General features: G+C 71.7%; 23 protein-coding genes. 15 read left to right on the forward strand and 8 right to left on the reverse strand.

Going from position 1 to position 17,379, the window contains the following annotated elements; all coding sequences use genetic code 11:
* Positions 1-477, forward strand: coding sequence for an ATP-binding protein (locus ACFP2T_RS22710; protein WP_377425201.1), 477 nt, complete (start codon positions 1-3; stop codon positions 475-477).
* 84 nt (positions 478-561) lie between these two features.
* Positions 562-1,503, forward strand: coding sequence for a DUF5926 family protein (locus tag ACFP2T_RS22715; RefSeq protein ID WP_377424773.1), 942 nt, complete (start codon positions 562-564; stop codon positions 1,501-1,503).
* 159 nt (positions 1,504-1,662) lie between these two features.
* Here the strand turns inward: ACFP2T_RS22715 and ACFP2T_RS22720 are convergent, their stop codons facing one another.
* Positions 1,663-1,854, reverse strand: coding sequence for a DUF397 domain-containing protein (locus ACFP2T_RS22720; RefSeq protein ID WP_377424775.1), 192 nt, complete (start codon positions 1,852-1,854; stop codon positions 1,663-1,665).
* Positions 1,847-2,143: a Scr1 family TA system antitoxin-like transcriptional regulator gene (locus ACFP2T_RS22725; protein ID WP_377424776.1), complete on the reverse strand. Its 297-nt coding sequence runs from the start codon at positions 2,141-2,143 to the stop codon at positions 1,847-1,849. The genes ACFP2T_RS22720 and ACFP2T_RS22725 overlap by 8 nt, the downstream gene beginning before the upstream one ends.
* A 14-nt stretch (positions 2,144-2,157) precedes the next feature.
* Here ACFP2T_RS22725 and ACFP2T_RS22730 point away from each other — a divergent pair, with 14 nt between their 5' ends.
* The gene (locus ACFP2T_RS22730) at positions 2,158-2,397 is read left to right on the forward strand and encodes a hypothetical protein (protein WP_377424778.1); all 240 of its coding nucleotides are present in this window, start codon (positions 2,158-2,160) and stop codon (positions 2,395-2,397) included.
* 3 nt (positions 2,398-2,400) lie between these two features.
* Positions 2,401-2,688, forward strand: a complete 288-nt coding sequence (locus ACFP2T_RS22735; RefSeq protein ID WP_377424780.1) for a flavin reductase — start codon at positions 2,401-2,403, stop codon at positions 2,686-2,688.
* 74 nt (positions 2,689-2,762) lie between these two features.
* On the opposite strand, the gene ACFP2T_RS22740 is transcribed toward ACFP2T_RS22735, so the two are convergent.
* On the reverse strand, positions 2,763-3,989 hold the full coding sequence (locus ACFP2T_RS22740) for an arginine deiminase (RefSeq protein ID WP_377424782.1): 1,227 nt from the start codon (positions 3,987-3,989) through the stop codon (positions 2,763-2,765).
* Positions 3,990-4,153: 164 nt separating this feature from the next.
* Here ACFP2T_RS22740 and ACFP2T_RS22745 point away from each other — a divergent pair, with 164 nt between their 5' ends.
* From ACFP2T_RS22745 to pheA, 5 genes are all read left to right on the forward strand, one after another.
* Entirely contained in the window at positions 4,154-4,891 is a 738-nt protein-coding gene (locus ACFP2T_RS22745; RefSeq protein ID WP_377424783.1) for a hypothetical protein, read from the forward strand.
* A gap of 176 nt (positions 4,892-5,067) precedes the next feature.
* Positions 5,068-5,559 carry a hypothetical protein gene (locus tag ACFP2T_RS22750; RefSeq protein ID WP_377424784.1) on the forward strand — a complete coding sequence of 164 codons (492 nt, stop codon included), beginning with the start codon at positions 5,068-5,070 and terminating at the stop codon, positions 5,557-5,559.
* Positions 5,560-5,671: 112 nt separating this feature from the next.
* On the forward strand, positions 5,672-6,061 hold the full coding sequence (locus ACFP2T_RS22755; protein ID WP_377424785.1) for an ACT domain-containing protein: 390 nt from the start codon (positions 5,672-5,674) through the stop codon (positions 6,059-6,061).
* Between the two features lie 91 nt (positions 6,062-6,152).
* Positions 6,153-6,698: a hypothetical protein gene (locus ACFP2T_RS22760; RefSeq protein ID WP_377424786.1), complete on the forward strand. Its 546-nt coding sequence runs from the start codon at positions 6,153-6,155 to the stop codon at positions 6,696-6,698.
* 10 nt (positions 6,699-6,708) lie between these two features.
* The gene (pheA, locus tag ACFP2T_RS22765) at positions 6,709-7,665 is read left to right on the forward strand and encodes a prephenate dehydratase (protein WP_377424788.1); all 957 of its coding nucleotides are present in this window, start codon (positions 6,709-6,711) and stop codon (positions 7,663-7,665) included.
* Positions 7,666-7,754: 89 nt separating this feature from the next.
* Here the strand turns inward: pheA and ACFP2T_RS22770 are convergent, their stop codons facing one another.
* From ACFP2T_RS22770 to ACFP2T_RS22780, 3 genes are all read right to left on the reverse strand, one after another.
* Positions 7,755-8,477 carry an AIM24 family protein gene (locus tag ACFP2T_RS22770; RefSeq protein ID WP_377424789.1) on the reverse strand — a complete coding sequence of 241 codons (723 nt, stop codon included), beginning with the start codon at positions 8,475-8,477 and terminating at the stop codon, positions 7,755-7,757.
* An 80-nt stretch (positions 8,478-8,557) separates the two neighbouring features.
* Positions 8,558-8,920 carry a metallopeptidase family protein gene (locus tag ACFP2T_RS22775; RefSeq protein ID WP_377424790.1) on the reverse strand — a complete coding sequence of 121 codons (363 nt, stop codon included), beginning with the start codon at positions 8,918-8,920 and terminating at the stop codon, positions 8,558-8,560.
* A gap of 129 nt (positions 8,921-9,049) precedes the next feature.
* The gene (locus tag ACFP2T_RS22780) at positions 9,050-9,481 is read right to left on the reverse strand and encodes an OsmC family protein (protein WP_192766111.1); all 432 of its coding nucleotides are present in this window, start codon (positions 9,479-9,481) and stop codon (positions 9,050-9,052) included.
* A 226-nt stretch (positions 9,482-9,707) separates the two neighbouring features.
* On the opposite strand from ACFP2T_RS22780, the gene ACFP2T_RS22785 reads away from it, so the two are divergent.
* The 4 genes from ACFP2T_RS22785 (at position 9,708) to ACFP2T_RS22800 (ending at position 13,665) form a co-directional block, all read left to right on the forward strand.
* Positions 9,708-10,532, forward strand: coding sequence for a hypothetical protein (locus tag ACFP2T_RS22785; protein ID WP_377424792.1), 825 nt, complete (start codon positions 9,708-9,710; stop codon positions 10,530-10,532).
* A gap of 69 nt (positions 10,533-10,601) precedes the next feature.
* Positions 10,602-11,858, forward strand: coding sequence for a serine--tRNA ligase (gene serS / locus ACFP2T_RS22790; protein ID WP_377424794.1), 1,257 nt, complete (start codon positions 10,602-10,604; stop codon positions 11,856-11,858).
* A gap of 149 nt (positions 11,859-12,007) precedes the next feature.
* Complete coding sequence (locus ACFP2T_RS22795) at positions 12,008-12,829, forward strand: HAD family hydrolase (protein WP_377424796.1); 822 nt, start codon at positions 12,008-12,010, stop codon at positions 12,827-12,829.
* A complete protein-coding gene (locus ACFP2T_RS22800) occupies positions 12,829-13,665 on the forward strand; it encodes an HAD family hydrolase (RefSeq protein ID WP_377424798.1) in 837 nt (278 codons plus the stop codon). The genes ACFP2T_RS22795 and ACFP2T_RS22800 overlap by 1 nt, the downstream gene beginning before the upstream one ends.
* A 21-nt stretch (positions 13,666-13,686) precedes the next feature.
* Here the strand turns inward: ACFP2T_RS22800 and ACFP2T_RS22805 are convergent, their stop codons facing one another.
* Positions 13,687-14,295 carry a bacterial proteasome activator family protein gene (locus tag ACFP2T_RS22805; RefSeq protein WP_377424799.1) on the reverse strand — a complete coding sequence of 203 codons (609 nt, stop codon included), beginning with the start codon at positions 14,293-14,295 and terminating at the stop codon, positions 13,687-13,689.
* Between the two features lie 87 nt (positions 14,296-14,382).
* Here ACFP2T_RS22805 and ACFP2T_RS22810 point away from each other — a divergent pair, with 87 nt between their 5' ends.
* Positions 14,383-15,207 (forward strand): alpha/beta hydrolase family protein, encoded by an 825-nt coding sequence (locus ACFP2T_RS22810; protein WP_377424800.1) that lies wholly within the window; start codon positions 14,383-14,385, stop codon positions 15,205-15,207.
* Between the two features lie 83 nt (positions 15,208-15,290).
* A complete protein-coding gene (locus ACFP2T_RS22815) occupies positions 15,291-16,496 on the forward strand; it encodes an ABC transporter substrate-binding protein (RefSeq protein ID WP_377424802.1) in 1,206 nt (401 codons plus the stop codon).
* 97 nt (positions 16,497-16,593) lie between these two features.
* On the opposite strand, the gene ddaH is transcribed toward ACFP2T_RS22815, so the two are convergent.
* Positions 16,594-17,379, reverse strand: a complete 786-nt coding sequence (ddaH, locus tag ACFP2T_RS22820; RefSeq protein ID WP_377425202.1) for a dimethylargininase — start codon at positions 17,377-17,379, stop codon at positions 16,594-16,596.

Below are 17,379 nucleotides of genomic sequence, written 5' to 3' on the forward strand. Positions count from 1 at the left end.
GTGACCCAGCGGGCCGCTGAGGAGGCACCTGGAGTGTCTACCGTCCTGACCGAACGCTCGTGGTGCGTGATGGTGCCGCACGACGCCCAGGGTGCCCGGAGCGCCCGGCACCGCCTCGCCGCCGAGTTGACCGGGGTCGTCCCGGCGGCGCTGCTCGCCGACGTGGAGATGGTCGCCGCCGAACTCCTCGGCAACGCCGTGCGGCACGCCGAGCCGCTACCCGGCGGGCTGATCCGGCTGTCCTGGTCGCTGCGCGCCGACCCGCCGGCCGACGTGGTGGAGATCCGGGTCACCGACGGTGGCGCGACGGCCCCGCCGCAACTGCGTCGGGTGGGCCCGGAGGCGGTCGACGGCCGGGGGCTGTACCTGGTGGCCGCGCTGGCCGCCCGGTGGGGAGTCGAGCGCGACGGGCTGGGACAGAGCGTCTGGGCCCGGCTGGCCCACCCCGCCGGCCGGGAACTCGCGCCAGTGGGCTGACCGGGCGATGGTGGGCTGGCCCGGCGACGCCGGATCCGCCGCCGGGTGCGCGGCCCGAACCGGATGCGCCTAGGCTGTCTCGCCGTGGGCAAGCGTCGAAAGAGTTCCCGGTCCGCCACGGCGGACGCGACCAGCTCCGCGATCGGGGAAAACACGATCGGGGGAAACCGCACCGCCAGGGCCGAGAAGCGGCAGAAGGTACGGGACATCTTCGTGGCCCGGCCCTTCGAAGGGCTCACCGACGAGGCGGAGTGGATCGCGCTCCGCGAGCTGGTGCCGGCGGCCACCGCCCCGCTGACGCTCACTCCCGACCTGGTCGAGCAGTTCGGGGACCGGCCGGTCAGCCTGGCCACCGTGCTGCCGATGGCCACGCCTGCGGTCAGCCGGCCCGACGGGCAGGTGTTCATCGGCCTGCAACGGCACGTGCAGTCCGGTGACGCGTCCCGGGACCTCGCCGAGGCGCTGCTCTGCGCGTTGCGGACCGAGCCGGGCGGGACGGTCTCCGTACCGCCGCTGCCCGGCGAGGGCCCGAGGTTGCAGGACGTCCTGGTCGACGGGCCGCTCGACATCACGATGCACGACGGCTTCGAGTTCTGGGTCGAGCCGGGGGCCGGCGACGACCCCAACGTCAAGGCCTCACTCGAACGGGCGAACGCCTCGATCTACCCGACGTCCCGGCTGGCCGCCGCCCCGGCCGCCTACTGGTGCCGGGTCAGCGACAAGAGCCACGTCCGCTGGGTGCTGCCCGACGACGAGGACTCCGCGCTCGACGCGCTGTCCCGGCTGGCTGCGGCGGGCGAGCTGCCGCTGGGCGAGCAGACCCGGTTTGCCGGGATGTTCCGGGCGCACGGTCGACTCGTACCCGTCTGGGACCTTCCCCGGGACGCCGCGCCGGAGTCCTGGGAGGCCCCGCTGGCGGACGTCGCGAAGCGCTACGCCGCCGCCCTCGCCGACCCGACCCCGCTGGACGCCGCCGGCCGCCGGGCCAGGCAGGGCCTGGTCGGCCGCCAACTCACGCTCCGCTAGCCACCCGGGCTCCGGGTATCGATCAGATCTTGACAATTTGTTGCGCCTAGGACAGCAACAAGTCGTCAAGATCTAGCCAGGCTCGGCACTACTCGACGACCAGAGACGAAGACGGCCCCCGGCGTTCCCGCTGGGGGCCTTGTCTGTCGTCGTGGGCGGTCAGCCGATCCGCTTCGCCAGATCGACGAACGCCTGCCAGCCCGCCGGCCCGAAAGCCAGCGTGCCCCCGTCGCGGTCCTTGGTGTCCCGGACCAGCACCCGGCCGGGCAGGTTGTCCGCCACCTCGACGCAGGCGCCCTGGTTCCCACTGCTGCGGGTGCTCTTGCGCCACTGTGGCGCCAGGTCAGTCATGATCGTTGATCGCCTTCTGGAGGAGGTCCCTCGACGGCTGCACCGGTAGTGCCAGCCCGCTGACAATCTCCCACGATACTTCCAATCGATCCAGATCTCCCCCGTCCGTCACCACCCGACCCTGGAGCTGGTCGTCCACATAGCCGGCCCGGCGGCTCGTCGGGAGCGTCGCCAGCACGAACGCGCCGTTCAGGCCGGCATGCAGGCCGGCGGAGCGGGGCACCACGACCACCTGGACCTTCGCCCGGTGGCTGAGGTCCAGCAGGTGCTTCACCTGCTCGCGGCACACCTCGGGCTCTCCACATGGTGCCGGCACCCTACCGGCCACCGGCCCCGCCGTCGCGGATCGAGCTGACCGAGACAGAGCGGGCTGAGATCCGCGCCCTGACCCTGGACACCCCGCCCCCGCCGCCGCCCCGAACCCGGGCGACCAACCGTCGACCCGCCTGGAACGCGCCCACCCACTCGCACCTCGCCAACGGCCGTGCCGGAGCCCCCGCTCCGGCACAGGAACACCGCACCCGGCCCGGCGCACGGGCGTGACCGGTGATCGGGCCCCGAATGCGCTGGGAGCGGTTCGCCGCACGGCGGCGGATGCGCGAACGCCGAGCCGGCGGGCACCTCCCGGCAAAGACGTACGACTGCCGCGAGTGTGAGCACCCCTGGCCGTGCCAGCCGGCACGCCTTGCCCTGCTCATCGGCTTCGAGGGCGACCGGGTCGGACTGATGATGTACCTCGGTGCCCACCTCGCCCGTGCGCTGCAAGAGTTGCCGGACACCCATCCCGCGCTGATCGTCGGTCAGCTCCTCTACTGGGTACCCCGTCGCCGCTGACCCCACCTCATCACCCAACCGACCCGCCCCGGTTCGCCGCCTTCCCCTCGGCGACCGGGGGCGGGTCTCCGCCGTCACGCGGGGCCGTCCCCCGCCGGATGCAGCGGCTCCCGGACGAGCGGGCAGGACATGCAGCGTGGGCCGCCCCGACCCGAGCCGAGTTCGGATCCGGCGATCCTGATCACCTCGATGCCGGCCCGTTCCAACTGCGCGTTCGTCTCCACGTTGCGCTCGTACGCGACGCAGAGCCGGGGGGCGAGGGCCAGGGTGTTGTTGCCGTCGTCCCACTGCTCGCGCTCCGCCGTCACCGGATCCAGGCCGGTGTCGATCACCCGCAGCGTCGCCAGGTCCATCGCGTCCGCCGCCGCGCGCAGGAACGGCGCCGGCCCGTCGAGCTGGAGTTCGCCGTCCGCGCCGGCGACCACGGTGTACGCCGACAGCGTGTCCGCGATGTTGGGGTACATCAGCACCGCGTCGACGTCGACCATGGTGCAGACGGTGTCCAGGTGCATCGTGGCGCGCTCCTGGGCGATCGGCACGACCAGGATGGTGTGGGCCAGGCCGGCATCGAAGACCCGGCGGGCCAGCCGCTCCGCCCCGGCCGGGGTGGTGCGCTCCCCGACCCCCACGGCCAGCACCCCGGGCGCGAGGAGCAGCACGTCGCCGCCCTCCAGGTGCTCCAGACCGGGGCTGTAGACGAAGGCGGTGCCGCCGAACCGTGGGTGGTGCCGGTAGATCGCGTCGGTCAGGCTGGTCTCCCGGCGGCGGGCCGGCATGGCCAGGCTGGTCACCGCGGCGTGGTCCCCGATCCAGGTCGACGAGTCCCGGGCGAAGAGCAGGTTCGGCAGCGGGTCGATCACGAAGTCGAGCCGGTCCATCAGGCGGTACACCAGACCGCCACCGCGGTCCCAGCCGAGCCGCAGTTCCTCGTGGGCGAGGCCGGCGATGAGCACTCCGGCCAGCGCGGCCGGATCGAGGTACGACAGGTGCTCGGCGACCCGGCGGCGCAGGGTGTCGCCCAGTCTGGGGGTCCGGAGCACCCGCTCGGTCAGCTCGGCCCGCGCGTCGGCCACCGCCAGCGTCTCGGCGAGCAGCGTTCCGATGTAGAGCACCTCGACCCCCCGCTCCCGCAGCGCGGCGGCGAAGGCGTCGTGCTCCTCCTGTGCCCGCCCGACCCACGGGATCGCGTCGAAGAGCAACGAGTCGTTGTTCCGGGGCGTGAGTCGGGCGAGTTCAGGCCCGGGACGATGCAGGAGTACGGTGCTGAGACGCCCAACCTCGCTGTCCACGAAATGGGTCATCCTCGCAGCGTAAGGCAGCGGTTGGCACCATCCGGGAAAAAGGGCTTCGGATGAATGGGGCATTCATCCACACTCACTCCGGCGCTGCAACTTGCAGAATGGGGGGTGTGGCCACGTACCGTAGTGAAGAGATAACTTCGAGGGACCTTTTGCCGGAGGTCACGATGACTGTCTTTTCTGCACGTTCAGCGGTACCCGCCGCCCGGGCCCTACCCCCCGCGCCGGTGCACCCACTTCCGCCCCTGGAGGCCGTACGGCCGACGCCGATGGACTGGGCCCGTCGACGTCGCGCCGAGCGGGACGCCCGTCGGATCGAGGCGGCCGGGGCCAGGGCACTGAGCCGACTCGACCACCTCGGTCCATCGTGGCACGTGGTCGACTGGCCGCGTACCGAGCTGACCGAGACCAGCATGCTCGACCTGGACTACCGGTCCCGGGACGATCGTGCGGGATTCCTCGCGATCGGCCCCAGCGGCCTCTTCGCGGTCACCGTCGCCGACCACGGTCGGGCCCGGGTACTGATCGCGGGGGACGTCGTGCAGATCAACGGCAAGCGTCCGGCGTACATCGCCGAGGCGCGCCGGGACGCGAAGCGGGCCGCCAAGGCGCTCTCCAACGCCGTCGGCCTGACCATTCCGGTCACCCCGGTGCTGACCTTCGTCGGCTCCGGGGTCATCAGCGTGTACGGGCTGCCGAAGGAGTGTCTGGTGGCCACCCACCGGGAACTCGACCGGCTGCTCGTGGCGGGCGGCAACCGGATCAGCGCCGCCACGGCGGAAAAGCTGTCCCGGGTCGCCCAGGCCCCCTCCACCTGGCTGAACGCCCCGTACCGGTCGGCGGCGGACTACCGGTGGTACGAGGAGGGCCGAACGGCGGCTGACAAGCGGGCCAGTCGCCGGTAGCGTCACCAGCCGACGCCACCCGCCGGGGCGGCGCCGCAACCGCCATTCGCGGGCGAGGTGCGGGGCACACCGGCGGGGGCTGCGGGATGGCCCACCTGGTTGGCGTGTCCCGGGGGTCGCGGCTCCCGGGTGGCACCGGCTAGCGTGGGCATGCGGTGAGGTAAATAGGAGGCGCGGTGGCCCACGTCGAGCTCTCGATCTCGGAGGCGTTCGTGTCGCCAGCGACCTCGTCGCTGGGCCAGGAGTCCGACGGATTCGCCGACGCCGACCGTCGGACCGAGGCCGACGGCTTCGCCCGGTGGTCGGACACCGTGTCGACCGCCGCGGAACCCTGCCTGCTCATCGACCGCAGCACCACCATCGCGGCCGTCTCGTCCTCGTGTTGCCGGCTGCTCGGGCTCGGCACCCCTCTCGACGCCATCGGTCGGGCGCTGCTGGACAGCGAGTTGCGGCTGCTCGATTTCACCGCCGCACGCGGCGAACTGACGGAGCAGGACGTCGAGAAGATTCCCCCGCTCCTCGCTCTCGCCTCCGGCCGGCTCGCCCGGGGCCTGCTGCGGGTGCGCTGCGGCGCGGAAGGCTCGGACAGCACCTTCGACGCGATCACCACGCCGATCCTGGCGCACGGCGCCGTGGCCGGCTCATTGACCTTCTTCGCCGAGGTCTGAGCCCCCGACCCCCGGCCGCCGCAGACCTTCTCCGGCGACGCGCCACGCCGACGCGCTGGTCAATGGGGCTGGCGGTGTTGGGCCGACGCCCGACCCACCGTAAGGTCTCCTCATGCTGGATATCGCTCTGCTGCCGGAGGAGTACGCCGTGTGCCGGCTGCCTGCCGACTCATCGGTGCCCGCCGGCCTGCTGGGCGACCCGACGAACTCCGGGCTCCTGTCGGTCACCTGGACCTCGGACGAGGTGTCGATCATCTGTAGAGCCGACCGGGTGCCGGCCGCGGCCACGGTCGAGACGCCGTGGCGCTGCCTGCGCGTGGTGGGGCCGCTCGACCTGGCATTGACCGGGATCCTCGCCTCCCTGGTGGTGCCGATGGCCGACGCCCGGGTCAACATCGTGGCGTTCTCGACGTACGACACCGACTATCTGCTGGTGCCCTCGGTACGGCTCGCCGAGGCACTCGCCGCCCTGACCCAGTTCGGGCACCGGGTCGCCACCTGAGGCGCGGTCGGCCGAGGCCACGGCCTAGCATTGACTGGGCCACCCCCCGCCGAATGCACCACGGCATCCACCTATGCCCGAGGACCCGGCCGTGTTCCGTCCCCCCTCGCCCGACTCCCCAACGGGCCGTTCCCGCGTCGTCGGCGCCCTGATCGCCGGCGGCCTCGCCGTGGTCGGCTGTATCGCGACCGCGGCCTGCGGGGTGCCGCCCGAGCTGGAACAGTCCCAGCCGTCGACCCGGCCAACCCCCAGCCCGACGGTCACGGCCACCCCGACTCCCGTCCCGACACCGACGCCGCCGACCGCGTCGCCGACGAGCGCCAGCGGGCTCGTCCCCTGCGCGGGCAATCCGAGTCAGGCACAGGTGACGGCCCTGCTCCGACGCTCGGCCAACCTGCCGCGAAGCGCCCGGGTCAGCTACCAGGTGGGGCCGCTGTGCGCGGCCAACTGGCAGTTCAGCGTCGTCACGGTGGCTGGCCGCGAGCCGTTACAGGCGGTGACGACCGGTCCGGGAAACGCCCTGCGGCTGGTCACGGCGGGCACCGAGGTCTGCACGGTCCGGGTGCGTACCGAGGCGCCGACCGCGATCCGGACCGCGGCCTGCGACGCGGCACCGTCCCCCAGCGGTGGTTTGTAGGCTGGGTGTCATGCCCGGAACCCCACCGACCCGCTTCGTCTATCTCGGCCCCGCGGGAACCTTCGCCGAACAGGCGCTGCGCACCATTCCCGCGGCCGAACGCGGAAGCCGTACGCCGGCACGCAGCGTTCCCGAGGCGTTGGACGCGGTCCGGACCGGGGACGCCGACGCGGCCCTGGTCCCGTTGGAGAACTCCGTCGGTGGTGCCGTCGCCATCACCCTCGACGAGATGGTCGACGGCGCTCCCCTGGTGATCACGCGCGAGGTGGTGCTGCCGGTCGAGTTCGTACTCACCGCCCGCCCGGGCCAGCCGATCACCGGGATCCGCACGGTCGCGGCGCACCCGCAGGCGTCCACCCAGTGCCGGCGGTGGCTCCGGGACCACCTGCCGGACGCGGTCGTCGTGGACGTGCTCTCCAACGCCGCGGCGGCGGCCGCGGCGGCAGGCGGCGAGCAGGACGCCGCGATCTGTGCGCCGTTCAGCATCGGGCGGCAGCGGCTGGACGTACTGGCTGACAAGATCGCCGACCATGACGACGCGGTCACCCGGTTCGTCCTGCTCGGCCGGCCCGGCCCGCCGCCGCCACGGACCGGCGACGACCTGACCTCGCTGGCCGTGTACATCGCCCACGACCGGGTCGGCGCGCTGCTCGCCGTGCTGATGGAACTCGCGGTACGCGGAGTCAACCTGACCCGCATCGAGTCCCGGCCCACCGGTGAGGCACTCGGCCGGTACGCGTTCTTCCTGGACTGCACCGGACACGTCGCCGAGGACCGGGTCGGTGAGGCGTTGCAGGGGCTGCGCCGGATCTGCGCCGAGGTGCGCTTCCTGGGGTCGTACCCGAGGCATCGCTGGACCACCTCGGGAACCGACCGGCCGGTCCCGGCGCCCGCCGGCCTCTCCGACGTCGACTACGCCGACGCGGCGGCCTGGCTGGCCCGGCTGCGCTCGGGCGAGCTGTCCTGAGCCGGTGACCGGTCCCCGGGGCGCCCCGACCGGGCGCGCCCCGGCGCCGGGGCAGCCGAACCGGACGGCCGGGCCCCGACGCGCCCGGCTCAGTCCAGCAGCCCGCCGAGCAGCCCGCCCTGCTGCTCCTGCTGGCCGCTGCCCTGGATCGGCGGCTCCTCGGACGGCTGGACGATCACGAAACCCTGTCCGGCGAAGCTCATCGTGAACGCCTCTCCGGTCCGACGCCCGAGCAGCGTGCCGAGGCCGATCTGCTCGGCCCGGTGGTAGCCGGTCTGGAGGCTGGCCGACCAGCAGACGGCGGCCTGCGGGTCGACGTACGTCGGCGCGTCGACGTTGAGCACCACCGGGGTGCCCTTGGTGGTGACGGCGATCCGGCCGTACCCGGTGAACACGCAGTTGAACAGGCCGGACGACGACATCATGCCGGCGCCGCCGACCATCTTGATGTCGTACTGGAGGGTGGAGTCGAACGCGAGCACGCTGGAGCCGTTGATCGACAACGCGTCGCCCGGTTCGAGGTCGATCAGGTGTACGTCCGCCGCGTAGTCGGCGAGGAAGACGTCCCCCCGACCGGTGATCTTCATCAGCGGGACGCCCTCGCCGGTGAGCTTCTGCTTGAGAAACTTGCCGATCCCGCCGGAGCCCAACGCCTGGAACTGCACCTGCCCCTGGTAGGCGACCATCGAGCCGACCCGGGCCATCGCCTCGCCGTTGAGTTCGATCTTCAGCATCTTGGAGTTCTGTAGCCGCATCCCCGGCTGGGCGGACTCCTTCTCCAGGTTCTCTGCGGAAAACAGCGCGCTGCGCATCACGTTCCTCCTGACGGGTGGATGACCGAGGGTAGGCAACCGGTGCAAGCCACCCGGTTCCGGGGTGCTGACCCCGGCTTTCAGGCCCAGCCGAGTTCGTGCAGCCGGTGGTCGTCGATCCCGAAGTGATGGGCGATCTCGTGTACGACCGTGATCGCGACCTCGTCGACGACGTCGTCGTCGTTGTCGCAGATCCGCAGGATGGGGTTGCGGTAGATGAGGATCCGGTCCGGCAGCACGCCGCCGTAGTCCCAGCCACGGCTGGTCAGCGCGTGCCCCTCGTAGAGGCCTAGCAACTCCGGCCCGTCCTCGGGTGACTCGTCCTCGACCAGGATGACCACGTTGCTCATCAGGCCGAGGAGTTCCTCCGGCACCTCGTCGAGGGCCTCGCCGACCAGTTCCTCGAAGCGCTCGCGGCTCATCTCGACTGGCACGGCACCCATTGTGCCGCACCCGACCGGGTCGGAACGGGGTTCACGAATGGAAGATCGCGATGACCAGGGACTCGTCAACCCGTCGGGCCGTCGGCCCGGCGCGGTTGTGCCCCGATCATCGCGATCTGGCGTGTCAGGTCAGGCGGAGAGGCGGGCGTTGAGGGAGATGTCGGCGCCCGGCGAGAGGAGTCGGGAGATCGGGCAGTTGGCCTTCGCCCCCTCGGCCAGCTTGGCGAACTGGGCCTCGTCGATACCGGGTACCGCGCCGACGGTGTCGAGGTCGATCCGGGTCACGGTCATGCCGGCGTCGGTCTTGTCCAGGTGCACCTGGGCGGTGGTCTCGACCGAGGTCGGCGTGAAGCCGGCATCGGCCAGTGCCTTGGAGAACGCCATCGAGAAACATCCGGCGTGGGCCGCGCCGATCAACTCCTCGGGGTTGGTGCCCTCACCCTCCTCGAAGCGAGACTTGAACGAATAGGCTCCCTCGAAACCGCCCTTGCCGGTGCGGATCGTGCCGGAGCCTTCGGTGAGATTGCCCTGCCAGCGGGCGGATGCGGTGCGGATAGGCATGGTCCCGACGCTAGCTCAAAGCGTCCGGCGGCGCGACGACCCGGCGGAAGACGCCGACCGCGACGGGGCCCGGAGCGGCGGGCCGCCGACCGCGACCGGGCCCGGAGCGGCGGGCCGCCGACCGCGACCGGGCCCGGAGCGGCGGATCGGCGCGGAGCGGCGGGGGTGGCACCGGCGGCTGCTGTGACATCATCGACCCAAGAGCGTGCCGCGGAAGGGGCCAGCGATGTCTTCCGACTTCCCTATCCCCCGACAGGACCGGCCGGTCGGACACCAGGAATCCGCGCCGGAGGATCCCCTGGCACCGCGCGACGAGACGGAAACCACAGCGGACGGTGCCAGCGTCGTCTCGTGGGGCGAACGCCCCCGCAGCGGCCGGCGGGCCAGCCTGGCGCTCTCCCGGCTCGGCCAGGACGGCCGGCTGGTGCCGGTGGTCGCGATCCTCGGTGCGGGGGCGATCTTCGCCTCGCTGCTGAGTGACTGGGCGGTCACCATCATGCCGACCGAGGGGGCGCCGTCAGACACCCCGGTCGAACTGGCCAGCGGCGTGGCGGACCTGGCCACGTTCGGCACCGCGTACCTGGTCGGCGTGTTCGGGATGATCGGCTGTCTCGCGCTGGTCTTCTTCGGCTCTCCCGGAATCCGGCACAACGCCCGAGTACTCGGCCTGGCGTTGACCGCGGTGGCGATCGGGGTGCTGGTCGCCGTCACCAAGTCGCTCGACTCGCTCACCAACGACTGGCAGGTGTACGGCGAGCAGGGGGGACTGATCACCGCCTACGGCCAGGGGCTGGGCCTGGCGTACCTGGGCACCGGCGGGCTCGGCCTGGCCCTGCTGCTCGCGGGGCGCTTCGTCCGGCGGAGCGCCGGCGTGGTGCCGGGCGACGGCGCCGGAACCCCGACCGGGCCGGCCGATCCGGTCACGCCCGAGGAGAACGACTGGCCGTGGCGCCGGCCCCGGTCGGCCTCGGAGCCGGAGCCGGACGACGAGGACGGCCGCTCGGCGCCGATCGACCTGACCGTCACCCCGACCAAGCCGTTCACCCACTGACCCCGCGCGTCCCGGCAGGGGCGTATCTCGATACACCTACGGCGGTGTCCACCGGTAGGCTCGGTTCCCGTGATTGACCTGCGTCTGCTCCGCGACGATCCGGAAGCCGTACGACTCAGCCAGCGGGCCCGTGGCGAGTCCGAGTCCGTGGTCGACGACCTGCTCCGGGCCGACGAGCAGCGGCGGTCGGCGGTCGGCCGCTTCGAGGCGCTCCGGGCCGAGCAGAAGCAGCTCGGCAAGCGGATGCCCCGGGCCGAGGCCGAGGAGAAGGCCGAGTTGCTCCGCCGGACCAAGGAACTCTCCGCCGAGGTGAAGGCGGCCGAGGCGGCGGTCACCGAGGCCGACGCGACCCTGCGCCGGGCGCAGTACGCGATCCCCAACGTGGTCGAGGAAGGTGCGCCGCCCGGCGGCGAGGACGACTACGTGGTGCTGCGCGAGGTCGGCGCGAAGCCCGAGATCGAGAACCCGCGCGACCACCTGGAGCTGGGCGAGGGACTGCGGGCGATCGACGTCGAGCGCGGCGCGAAGACCTCCGGCAGCCGGTTCTACTACCTCACCGGGGTCGGCGCGCTGCTCCAACTCGGCCTGCTGCAACTCGCCATCGCCCAGGCGGTGGAGTACGGCTTCATCCCCGCCATCACCCCGGCGCTGGTCAAGCCCGAGTCGATGGAGGGCACCGGCTTCCTCGGTTCGCACGCGAGCGAGGTCTACCGGCTCGAAGCCGACGACCTGTTCCTGGTCGGCACCAGCGAGGTGCCGCTGGCCGCGTACCACTCGGGGGAGATCCTGGACCTCGCCGCGCCGGTCCGGTACGCCGGCTGGTCGTCGTGTTTCCGCCGCGAGGCCGGGTCGTACGGCCGGGACACCCGGGGCATCATGCGGGTGCACCAGTTCGACAAGGTCGAGATGTTCTCCTACTGCCGGCCCGAGGAGGCGCACGCCGAGCACCTCCGGCTGCTGGCCTGGGAGGAGGAGATGCTGGCCAAGGTCGAGGTGCCGTACCGGGTGATCGACGTGGCAGCGGGCGACCTGGGCACCAGCGCGGCCCGCAAGTACGACTGCGAGGCCTGGGTGCCGTCGCAGGGCCGCTACCGCGAGGTCACCTCCACCTCCAACTGCACCACCTTCCAGAGCCGCCGGCTGAACGTGCGGTACCGGGACGAGCAGGGACGGCCGCAGGTGGCCGCCACCCTCAACGGCACGCTGGCCACCACCCGCTGGCTGGTGCCGATCCTGGAGAACCACCAGCAACCGGACGGCTCGGTGCGAGTCCCCAAGGCCCTCCAGCCGTACCTCGGCGGCCGGGATGTGCTCGAACCGAACTGATCTCCAACAGGTGAGGATCACTTCACACAAAAGTCATGGAGCGACCGCACAAGGTGAGATACGGTTGCTGCCCCGTCACCGCCGGCTGACCCGGTAGGAGCGCGTTCCGGCAGTTCACCGGGGCCGGCGGGCGGGGCGAAGGAGGAGCCATGCCCCGACCCGGACTGCCGAAGCTGATCGCCACCGATCTCGACGGAACGCTGGTACGCAGCGACGAAACCGTATCGGCGTACACCCACGAGGTGCTGGACCGGGTGCGGTCCGCCGGCATCCCGGTGGTGGGTGCCACCGGCCGCGGGCCGCGTCTGGCCGAGCTGACCCGCAACGACATCCGGGCGGCGGACTTCCTGGTGATGGCCGGCGGCGGACGTGTGGTCGACCAGACCGACCCGGCCGGACCGGTGGTACTCCGGGACGTACGGCTGCCCGGCGCGGACCTGGCCGAGTTGCTGGTCGCGATCGAGGCCGAGGTGGGCCCGATGACCGTGATGGTGGAGGCGCTGGACGGCCCGGACGACCCGCTGTGGGGCGACTTCGACCCGAGTTGGCCGTACCAGGACCGGTTCGAGGTACGGACCCGGCTCGACTGCCTGAACACGGACGTGATCAAGGCGTTCGCCCGGACCCCGGACCACGACGTGGACGCCCTGCTCGACACGGCACGCCGGATCGTGCCGCCGGAGCAGGCGTCGATCACCCAGGCCGGTCTCGGCTTCATCGAGATCTGCCCGCCCGGCGTGGACAAGGCCACCGGGCTCGCCGTGGTCGCCCAGGCGCTCGGGGTCGACCCCGCCGAGGTGCTGGTCTTCGGAGACATGCCCAACGACCTGCCGATGTTCGAGTGGGCCGGCTGGGGCCGGGTGGCCGTCTCGAACGCACACCCGCTGGTACGGCGGTCCGCCGACGAGGTCACGCTGCGCAACGACGACGACGGGGTAGCGGTCTACCTCGATCGACTACTCTCCCGTTGATGGGACGACTACCCCGGCTGGTGGCCACGGACCTCGACGGCACGCTGCTGCGCAAGGACAAGACGCTCAGCGCGCGTACCGTCGAGGCGCTCTCCCGGATCTCCGACGAGGGCGTCGGGGTGGTCCTGGTCACCGGCCGTCCCATCCGCTGGCTACACCTCGTGTACGAGCAGCTCGGCGCGCCGCTGCCGACGGTCTGCGCCAACGGCGCGGTGGTGTACGACCCGATCGCCGACCGGGTGCTCCGGGCCGACCCGCTCGCACCGGACCTGCTCGCCGAGGTGGTACGACGGCTCCGCGCCGAGGTGCCGGAGGTGAGCTTCGCCGTGGAGATCACCGACGGGCGGGAGCTGCGGCACGAGGCCGAGTACCTGTTGAACTGGGACCGCGGCTACCCCGGGATCCGGGCCATCGAGACCGCGGAGGATCTCCTCTCGGCCCCGGCGGTGAAGCTGCTGGCCCGGGCCGGCACCCAGGATCCGGACGTCTTCGTGAAGGTGGTGGCCGGCGCCCTGGCCGGGCTGGCCGAGGCGACCCACTCGTCGTACAGCGGGTTGATCGAGATCTCGGCGGCCGGGGTGACCAAGGCGGCCGGACTGGCCTGGTACTGCGCCGGGCTGGGGGTGGACGCCGACGACGTGATCGCCTTCGGGGACATGCCGAACGACGTACCGATGCTCACCTGGGTCGGCCGGGCGGTCGCGGTGGCGAACGCCCATCCGGCCGTACTGGAGATCGCCGGGGAGGTGACGGCGAGCAACGAGGAGGACGGCGTCGCCGCGTACCTGGAGGCGCTGCTCGCGGCCGACCAGCCGGACCCCGCCCCGAACGCCTGAGGGGACCTCGCCGGGCGCCGGTTACAGGTACTGACCGGGGCCGGGGCCCTCGCCGGGGTGGCCGGGACCGGCGGCACCGGGCATGCCGGGGATCGCCGCACCGGGGCCCATCGGCAGGGCCGGACGACTGCCGGAGCGCATCTGCTCCAACTGCATCCGGGCCGCCATCTGCTGGGCGACCAGCGCGGCCTGGATGCCGTGGAACAGCCCCTCCAGCCAGCCGACCAACTGCGCCTGGGCGACCCGCAGCTCCGCCTCGCTCGGCGTGCCCTCACCGAACGGCAGAGACAGCCGCTCCAGCTCGTCGCGGAGTTCCGGCGCGAGCCCGTCCTCAAGCTCGACGATCGACCGCTGGTGGATCTCGCGCAGCCGCTGCCGGCTGGCGTCGTCCAGCGGGGCGGCCTTGACCTCCTCCAGCAACTGCTTGATCATGCTGCCGATCCGCATCACCTTCGCCGGCTGCTCGATCAGGCGCGAGGGATCCTCGTCAGCCGATTCGCCGTCGGTCGGAACGGTAGCGGTGCCGACGGGACGGCCGTCCGGGCCGACCACCAGCACGGCGCCGCCGGGGCGGTTGTCCGCCGTGGCCGACTCGTCGCTGTCTTTCTGGGAACGTGGCACGTCGGTCATGCCCCCATCTTCGCTCAAGCCACCCGCCCGCCGCGCGCCGGGACCACGGCAGACCTCGCCGGAATCACACCCGGTACGGTCACCGCCATGGCCGAGAGCTTCCGCACCAGGTCAGCGGACCCACGCACGGTGCTCGACCGGCCGGCCCCGCCACCGGACGCCCGGGTCAGGTACGGGCCGGACCCGGAGCAGATCGCCGACCTGAGGTGGCCCGCCACCGCCACCGCCGCCGCGCCACCCCGCCCGCTGGTGGTGGTCGTGCACGGAGGCTTCTGGCGTGCCGAGTACGACCGCCGGCACACCGGCCCACTCGCCGCCGACCTGGCCGAACGGGGCTATCCGGTGGCCCAGCTGGAGTACCGCCGGACCGGCCAGCCGGGCGGAGGATGGCCGGGCACCTTCGATGACGTCGCCGCCGGAGTGGATGCCGTTCCGGCCCTGGCCGACGCCGCGATGCCGGCCGGACGGATGGCGCCGGGCCCGCCGATCCTGCTCGGGCACTCCGCCGGCGGGCACCTCGCGCTCTGGTACGCCCTTGCAAAGCCGGCCGGGGTACGCGGGGTACTCGCCCTCGCGCCGGTCGTCGACCTCGCGCAGGCGTACCGGCTCGACCTGGACGGCGGGGCGGTCGCCGCACTGCTCGGCGGCGGTCCCGACGAAGTCCCGGAGCGGTACGCCCAGACGGACCCGGCTCGGAGCGCTGCGCCGCAGGTCCGTACGGTTATCCTGCACGGAACACTGGACCGGCAGGTACCGGTGGAGATGAGCCGCCGTTACGCTGCCGAGGCCCGTCGCACCGGCGCCGGGTTACGAATGGTCGAGTTGCCGGACTCCGAGCATTTCGGGCTCGTAGATCCGGAATCAGGCGTCTGGTCTGCGGTGATAGCCGAGTTACATTCGATGGCTGGATGATCAGACTCCATTGACGCAGCTTCGCGTAGCCGGTAGAACCCCGGAGGGGCTGCGAACCCTAGCGCCGCCCTGGGAGGAAATCCGTGTCGCAAATGGACCGCCGACAAGCGCTCAAGATCCTGGGCGCGCTCGGCGCTACGGGACTGGCTGCCGCATGCAGCCGGCAGGCCACCACCAACGAGTCGGGCGAAGCGGTCAGCGACGTACCCGTTCGAATCGGCATGATTACCGCCCAGTCCGGTAGCTACAAGCCGGTTGGCGACGAAATGGTGCGAGGTTTCCAGCTCTATCTTGACCTGAACGACCAGCGGCTGGGCGGCCACCCCGTCGAGCTGGTCATCGCCGACGAGGGCGAGACGGTCGAATCCGGCAAGGCTGCCCTGGACGGACTGATCAAGCAGGGCGTCCTCGCGCTCACCGGCGTGGTCAACTCCTCGGTCATACTCGGTCTCCGGGACGCGGTGGAGCAGGCCAAGGTGCCCCTGATCGGGTCCAACGCCTCGCCGTCGACCCTGCAGAGCGTCGTGTACATCTGGCGCACCTCGTACGTGAACGACGAGGCGGGCCGGGCACTGGCGCCGTACATGAAGGACCAGATCCCGGCCAACGGGCGGGTGGCGATCGTCGCGCCGCAGTACGACGCCGGGCAGGACGCGGTCCAGGGCTTCCGGCAGAGCTTCGGGGAGTCCGACGAGCGGATCGCCGCCCCCGTCATCTGGACCAAGTACATCGCCGGCAAGCCCGCCCGGAACGCGTACGCGAGCGAGATCAGCCAGTTGATGGACCTCAATCCCGACGCGATCTACTGCTACTTCTACGGCGACTCCGCCGTCGAGTTCCTCAAGCGGCTGCACGAGGCGGGCTACCGCAAGGCCATCTACGCCCCGGGTTTCCTCACCGAGGGAACGGTGCTCGGCCAGCTGAAGCAGCAGGAGGCCCGGGACATCATGACCTCCCTCAACTACTCGGCCGACCTCAACAACGCGGCCAACCGTCGGTTCGCCTCGGCCTTCCGCAAGGCGCACGGCTCGGCCCCGACGACGTACGCGATGGCCTCGTACGACGCCGCGCAGGTGCTCGACAAGGGGATCCGGATCGCCGGAGATGATCTCGACCCGCTACAGCTCAACCTGGCGCTCGGCAAGGTGGGACAGGTCGACAGCCCGCGCGGTCCGTGGCAGTTCAACCAGCCGCGTACGCCGCAGCAGAAGTGGTACCTGCGTCGGGTGCAACTCGACGGGCGGGTGCTCTCCAACGTCATGATCAACGAGCTGGCGACGCTCGGCTGACCCGCACCACCAGAGCCCGGGCCCGACAGCGTGTCGGGCCCGGCTCAGGGGCGGAGTTCGGTTCAGGGCGGAGTTCGACTCAGGGGCGGAGTTCGACTCAGGGGCGGAGTTCGGCGACGCAGCACTTGACGCTGCCACCGCCCTTCTTCAGCTCGGAGAGTTCGACCTGGACCGGGGTGTAGCCGGCCGCCGCGACCTTGGCCGCCATCCCGGTGGCCTCGCTGTTGAGGATCACGTGCCGCCCGTCGCTCACCAGGTTCAGCCCGAAGGCGAACGCGTCGGTCTCGTCCGCGAGGATCGCGTCCGGAAAGAGCTGGGCCAGCACCCGCTGGGAGGCGACCGAGAAGGCCCCGGGGAAGTAGGCGACGTTCTGGTCGTCGAGCGGGGCCAGCGCGGTGTCCAGGTGGTAGAAGCGCGGGTCCACCAGCCGTAGCGAGACGACCGGGCGACCGAGCACCTCCTGCGCCTCGGCGTGCGCTGTCGAGGAGGTCCGGAAGCCGTACCCGGCCAGGATCAGGCCACCGTACGCGTCCGGCAGGTAGGTGAAGTCGCCCTCGCCCTCGTTGGTCTCGGCGGGCGCGACGAACCGCCAGCCGTACGCGTCGTAGAAGGCGCGGTGTGCCGTCGCCTCGGCGGCCCGCTGCCGGTGCCGGAACCGGGCGCCGTAGCTGGTGCCGTCCACCACGAACGCGCCGTTGGCCGCGTAGACCATGTCGGGTAGGCCCGGCTCCGGCGTGATTTCGTGAACCGTGTGGCCGAGGTCCAGCAGCGTCTCCCGCAGTTGGTGCCACTGCTTGACCGCCAGCTCCGGGTCGACCGGGGTGGCGGTGTCCATCCACGGGTTGATCGCGTACTCCACGGTGAAGTACTCCGGCGGACACAG

This window comes from Plantactinospora solaniradicis (genome assembly GCF_042658085.1).
GTDB lineage: Bacteria > Actinomycetota > Actinomycetes > Mycobacteriales > Micromonosporaceae > Plantactinospora > Plantactinospora solaniradicis.

Excerpts from the sequence above, each read along its gene's own strand:
- ACFP2T_RS22720 (WP_377424775.1), bottom strand. The coding sequence starts at position 1,854 with ATGACTGACCTGGCGCCACAGTGGCGCAAGAGCACCCGCAGCAGTGGG.
- ACFP2T_RS22730 (WP_377424778.1), top strand. The coding sequence starts at position 2,158 with ATGGTGCCGGCACCCTACCGGCCACCGGCCCCGCCGTCGCGGATCGAG.
- ACFP2T_RS22740 (WP_377424782.1), bottom strand. The coding sequence starts at position 3,989 with ATGACCCATTTCGTGGACAGCGAGGTTGGGCGTCTCAGCACCGTACTC.
- ACFP2T_RS22745 (WP_377424783.1), top strand. The coding sequence starts at position 4,154 with ATGACTGTCTTTTCTGCACGTTCAGCGGTACCCGCCGCCCGGGCCCTA.
- ACFP2T_RS22755 (WP_377424785.1), top strand. The coding sequence starts at position 5,672 with ATGCTGGATATCGCTCTGCTGCCGGAGGAGTACGCCGTGTGCCGGCTG.
- pheA (WP_377424788.1), top strand. The coding sequence starts at position 6,709 with ATGCCCGGAACCCCACCGACCCGCTTCGTCTATCTCGGCCCCGCGGGA.
- ACFP2T_RS22770 (WP_377424789.1), bottom strand. The coding sequence starts at position 8,477 with ATGCGCAGCGCGCTGTTTTCCGCAGAGAACCTGGAGAAGGAGTCCGCC.
- ACFP2T_RS22775 (WP_377424790.1), bottom strand. The coding sequence starts at position 8,920 with ATGGGTGCCGTGCCAGTCGAGATGAGCCGCGAGCGCTTCGAGGAACTG.
- ACFP2T_RS22780 (WP_192766111.1), bottom strand. The coding sequence starts at position 9,481 with ATGCCTATCCGCACCGCATCCGCCCGCTGGCAGGGCAATCTCACCGAA.
- ACFP2T_RS22785 (WP_377424792.1), top strand. The coding sequence starts at position 9,708 with ATGTCTTCCGACTTCCCTATCCCCCGACAGGACCGGCCGGTCGGACAC.
- ACFP2T_RS22795 (WP_377424796.1), top strand. The coding sequence starts at position 12,008 with ATGCCCCGACCCGGACTGCCGAAGCTGATCGCCACCGATCTCGACGGA.
- ACFP2T_RS22800 (WP_377424798.1), top strand. The coding sequence starts at position 12,829 with ATGGGACGACTACCCCGGCTGGTGGCCACGGACCTCGACGGCACGCTG.
- ACFP2T_RS22805 (WP_377424799.1), bottom strand. The coding sequence starts at position 14,295 with ATGACCGACGTGCCACGTTCCCAGAAAGACAGCGACGAGTCGGCCACG.
- ACFP2T_RS22810 (WP_377424800.1), top strand. The coding sequence starts at position 14,383 with ATGGCCGAGAGCTTCCGCACCAGGTCAGCGGACCCACGCACGGTGCTC.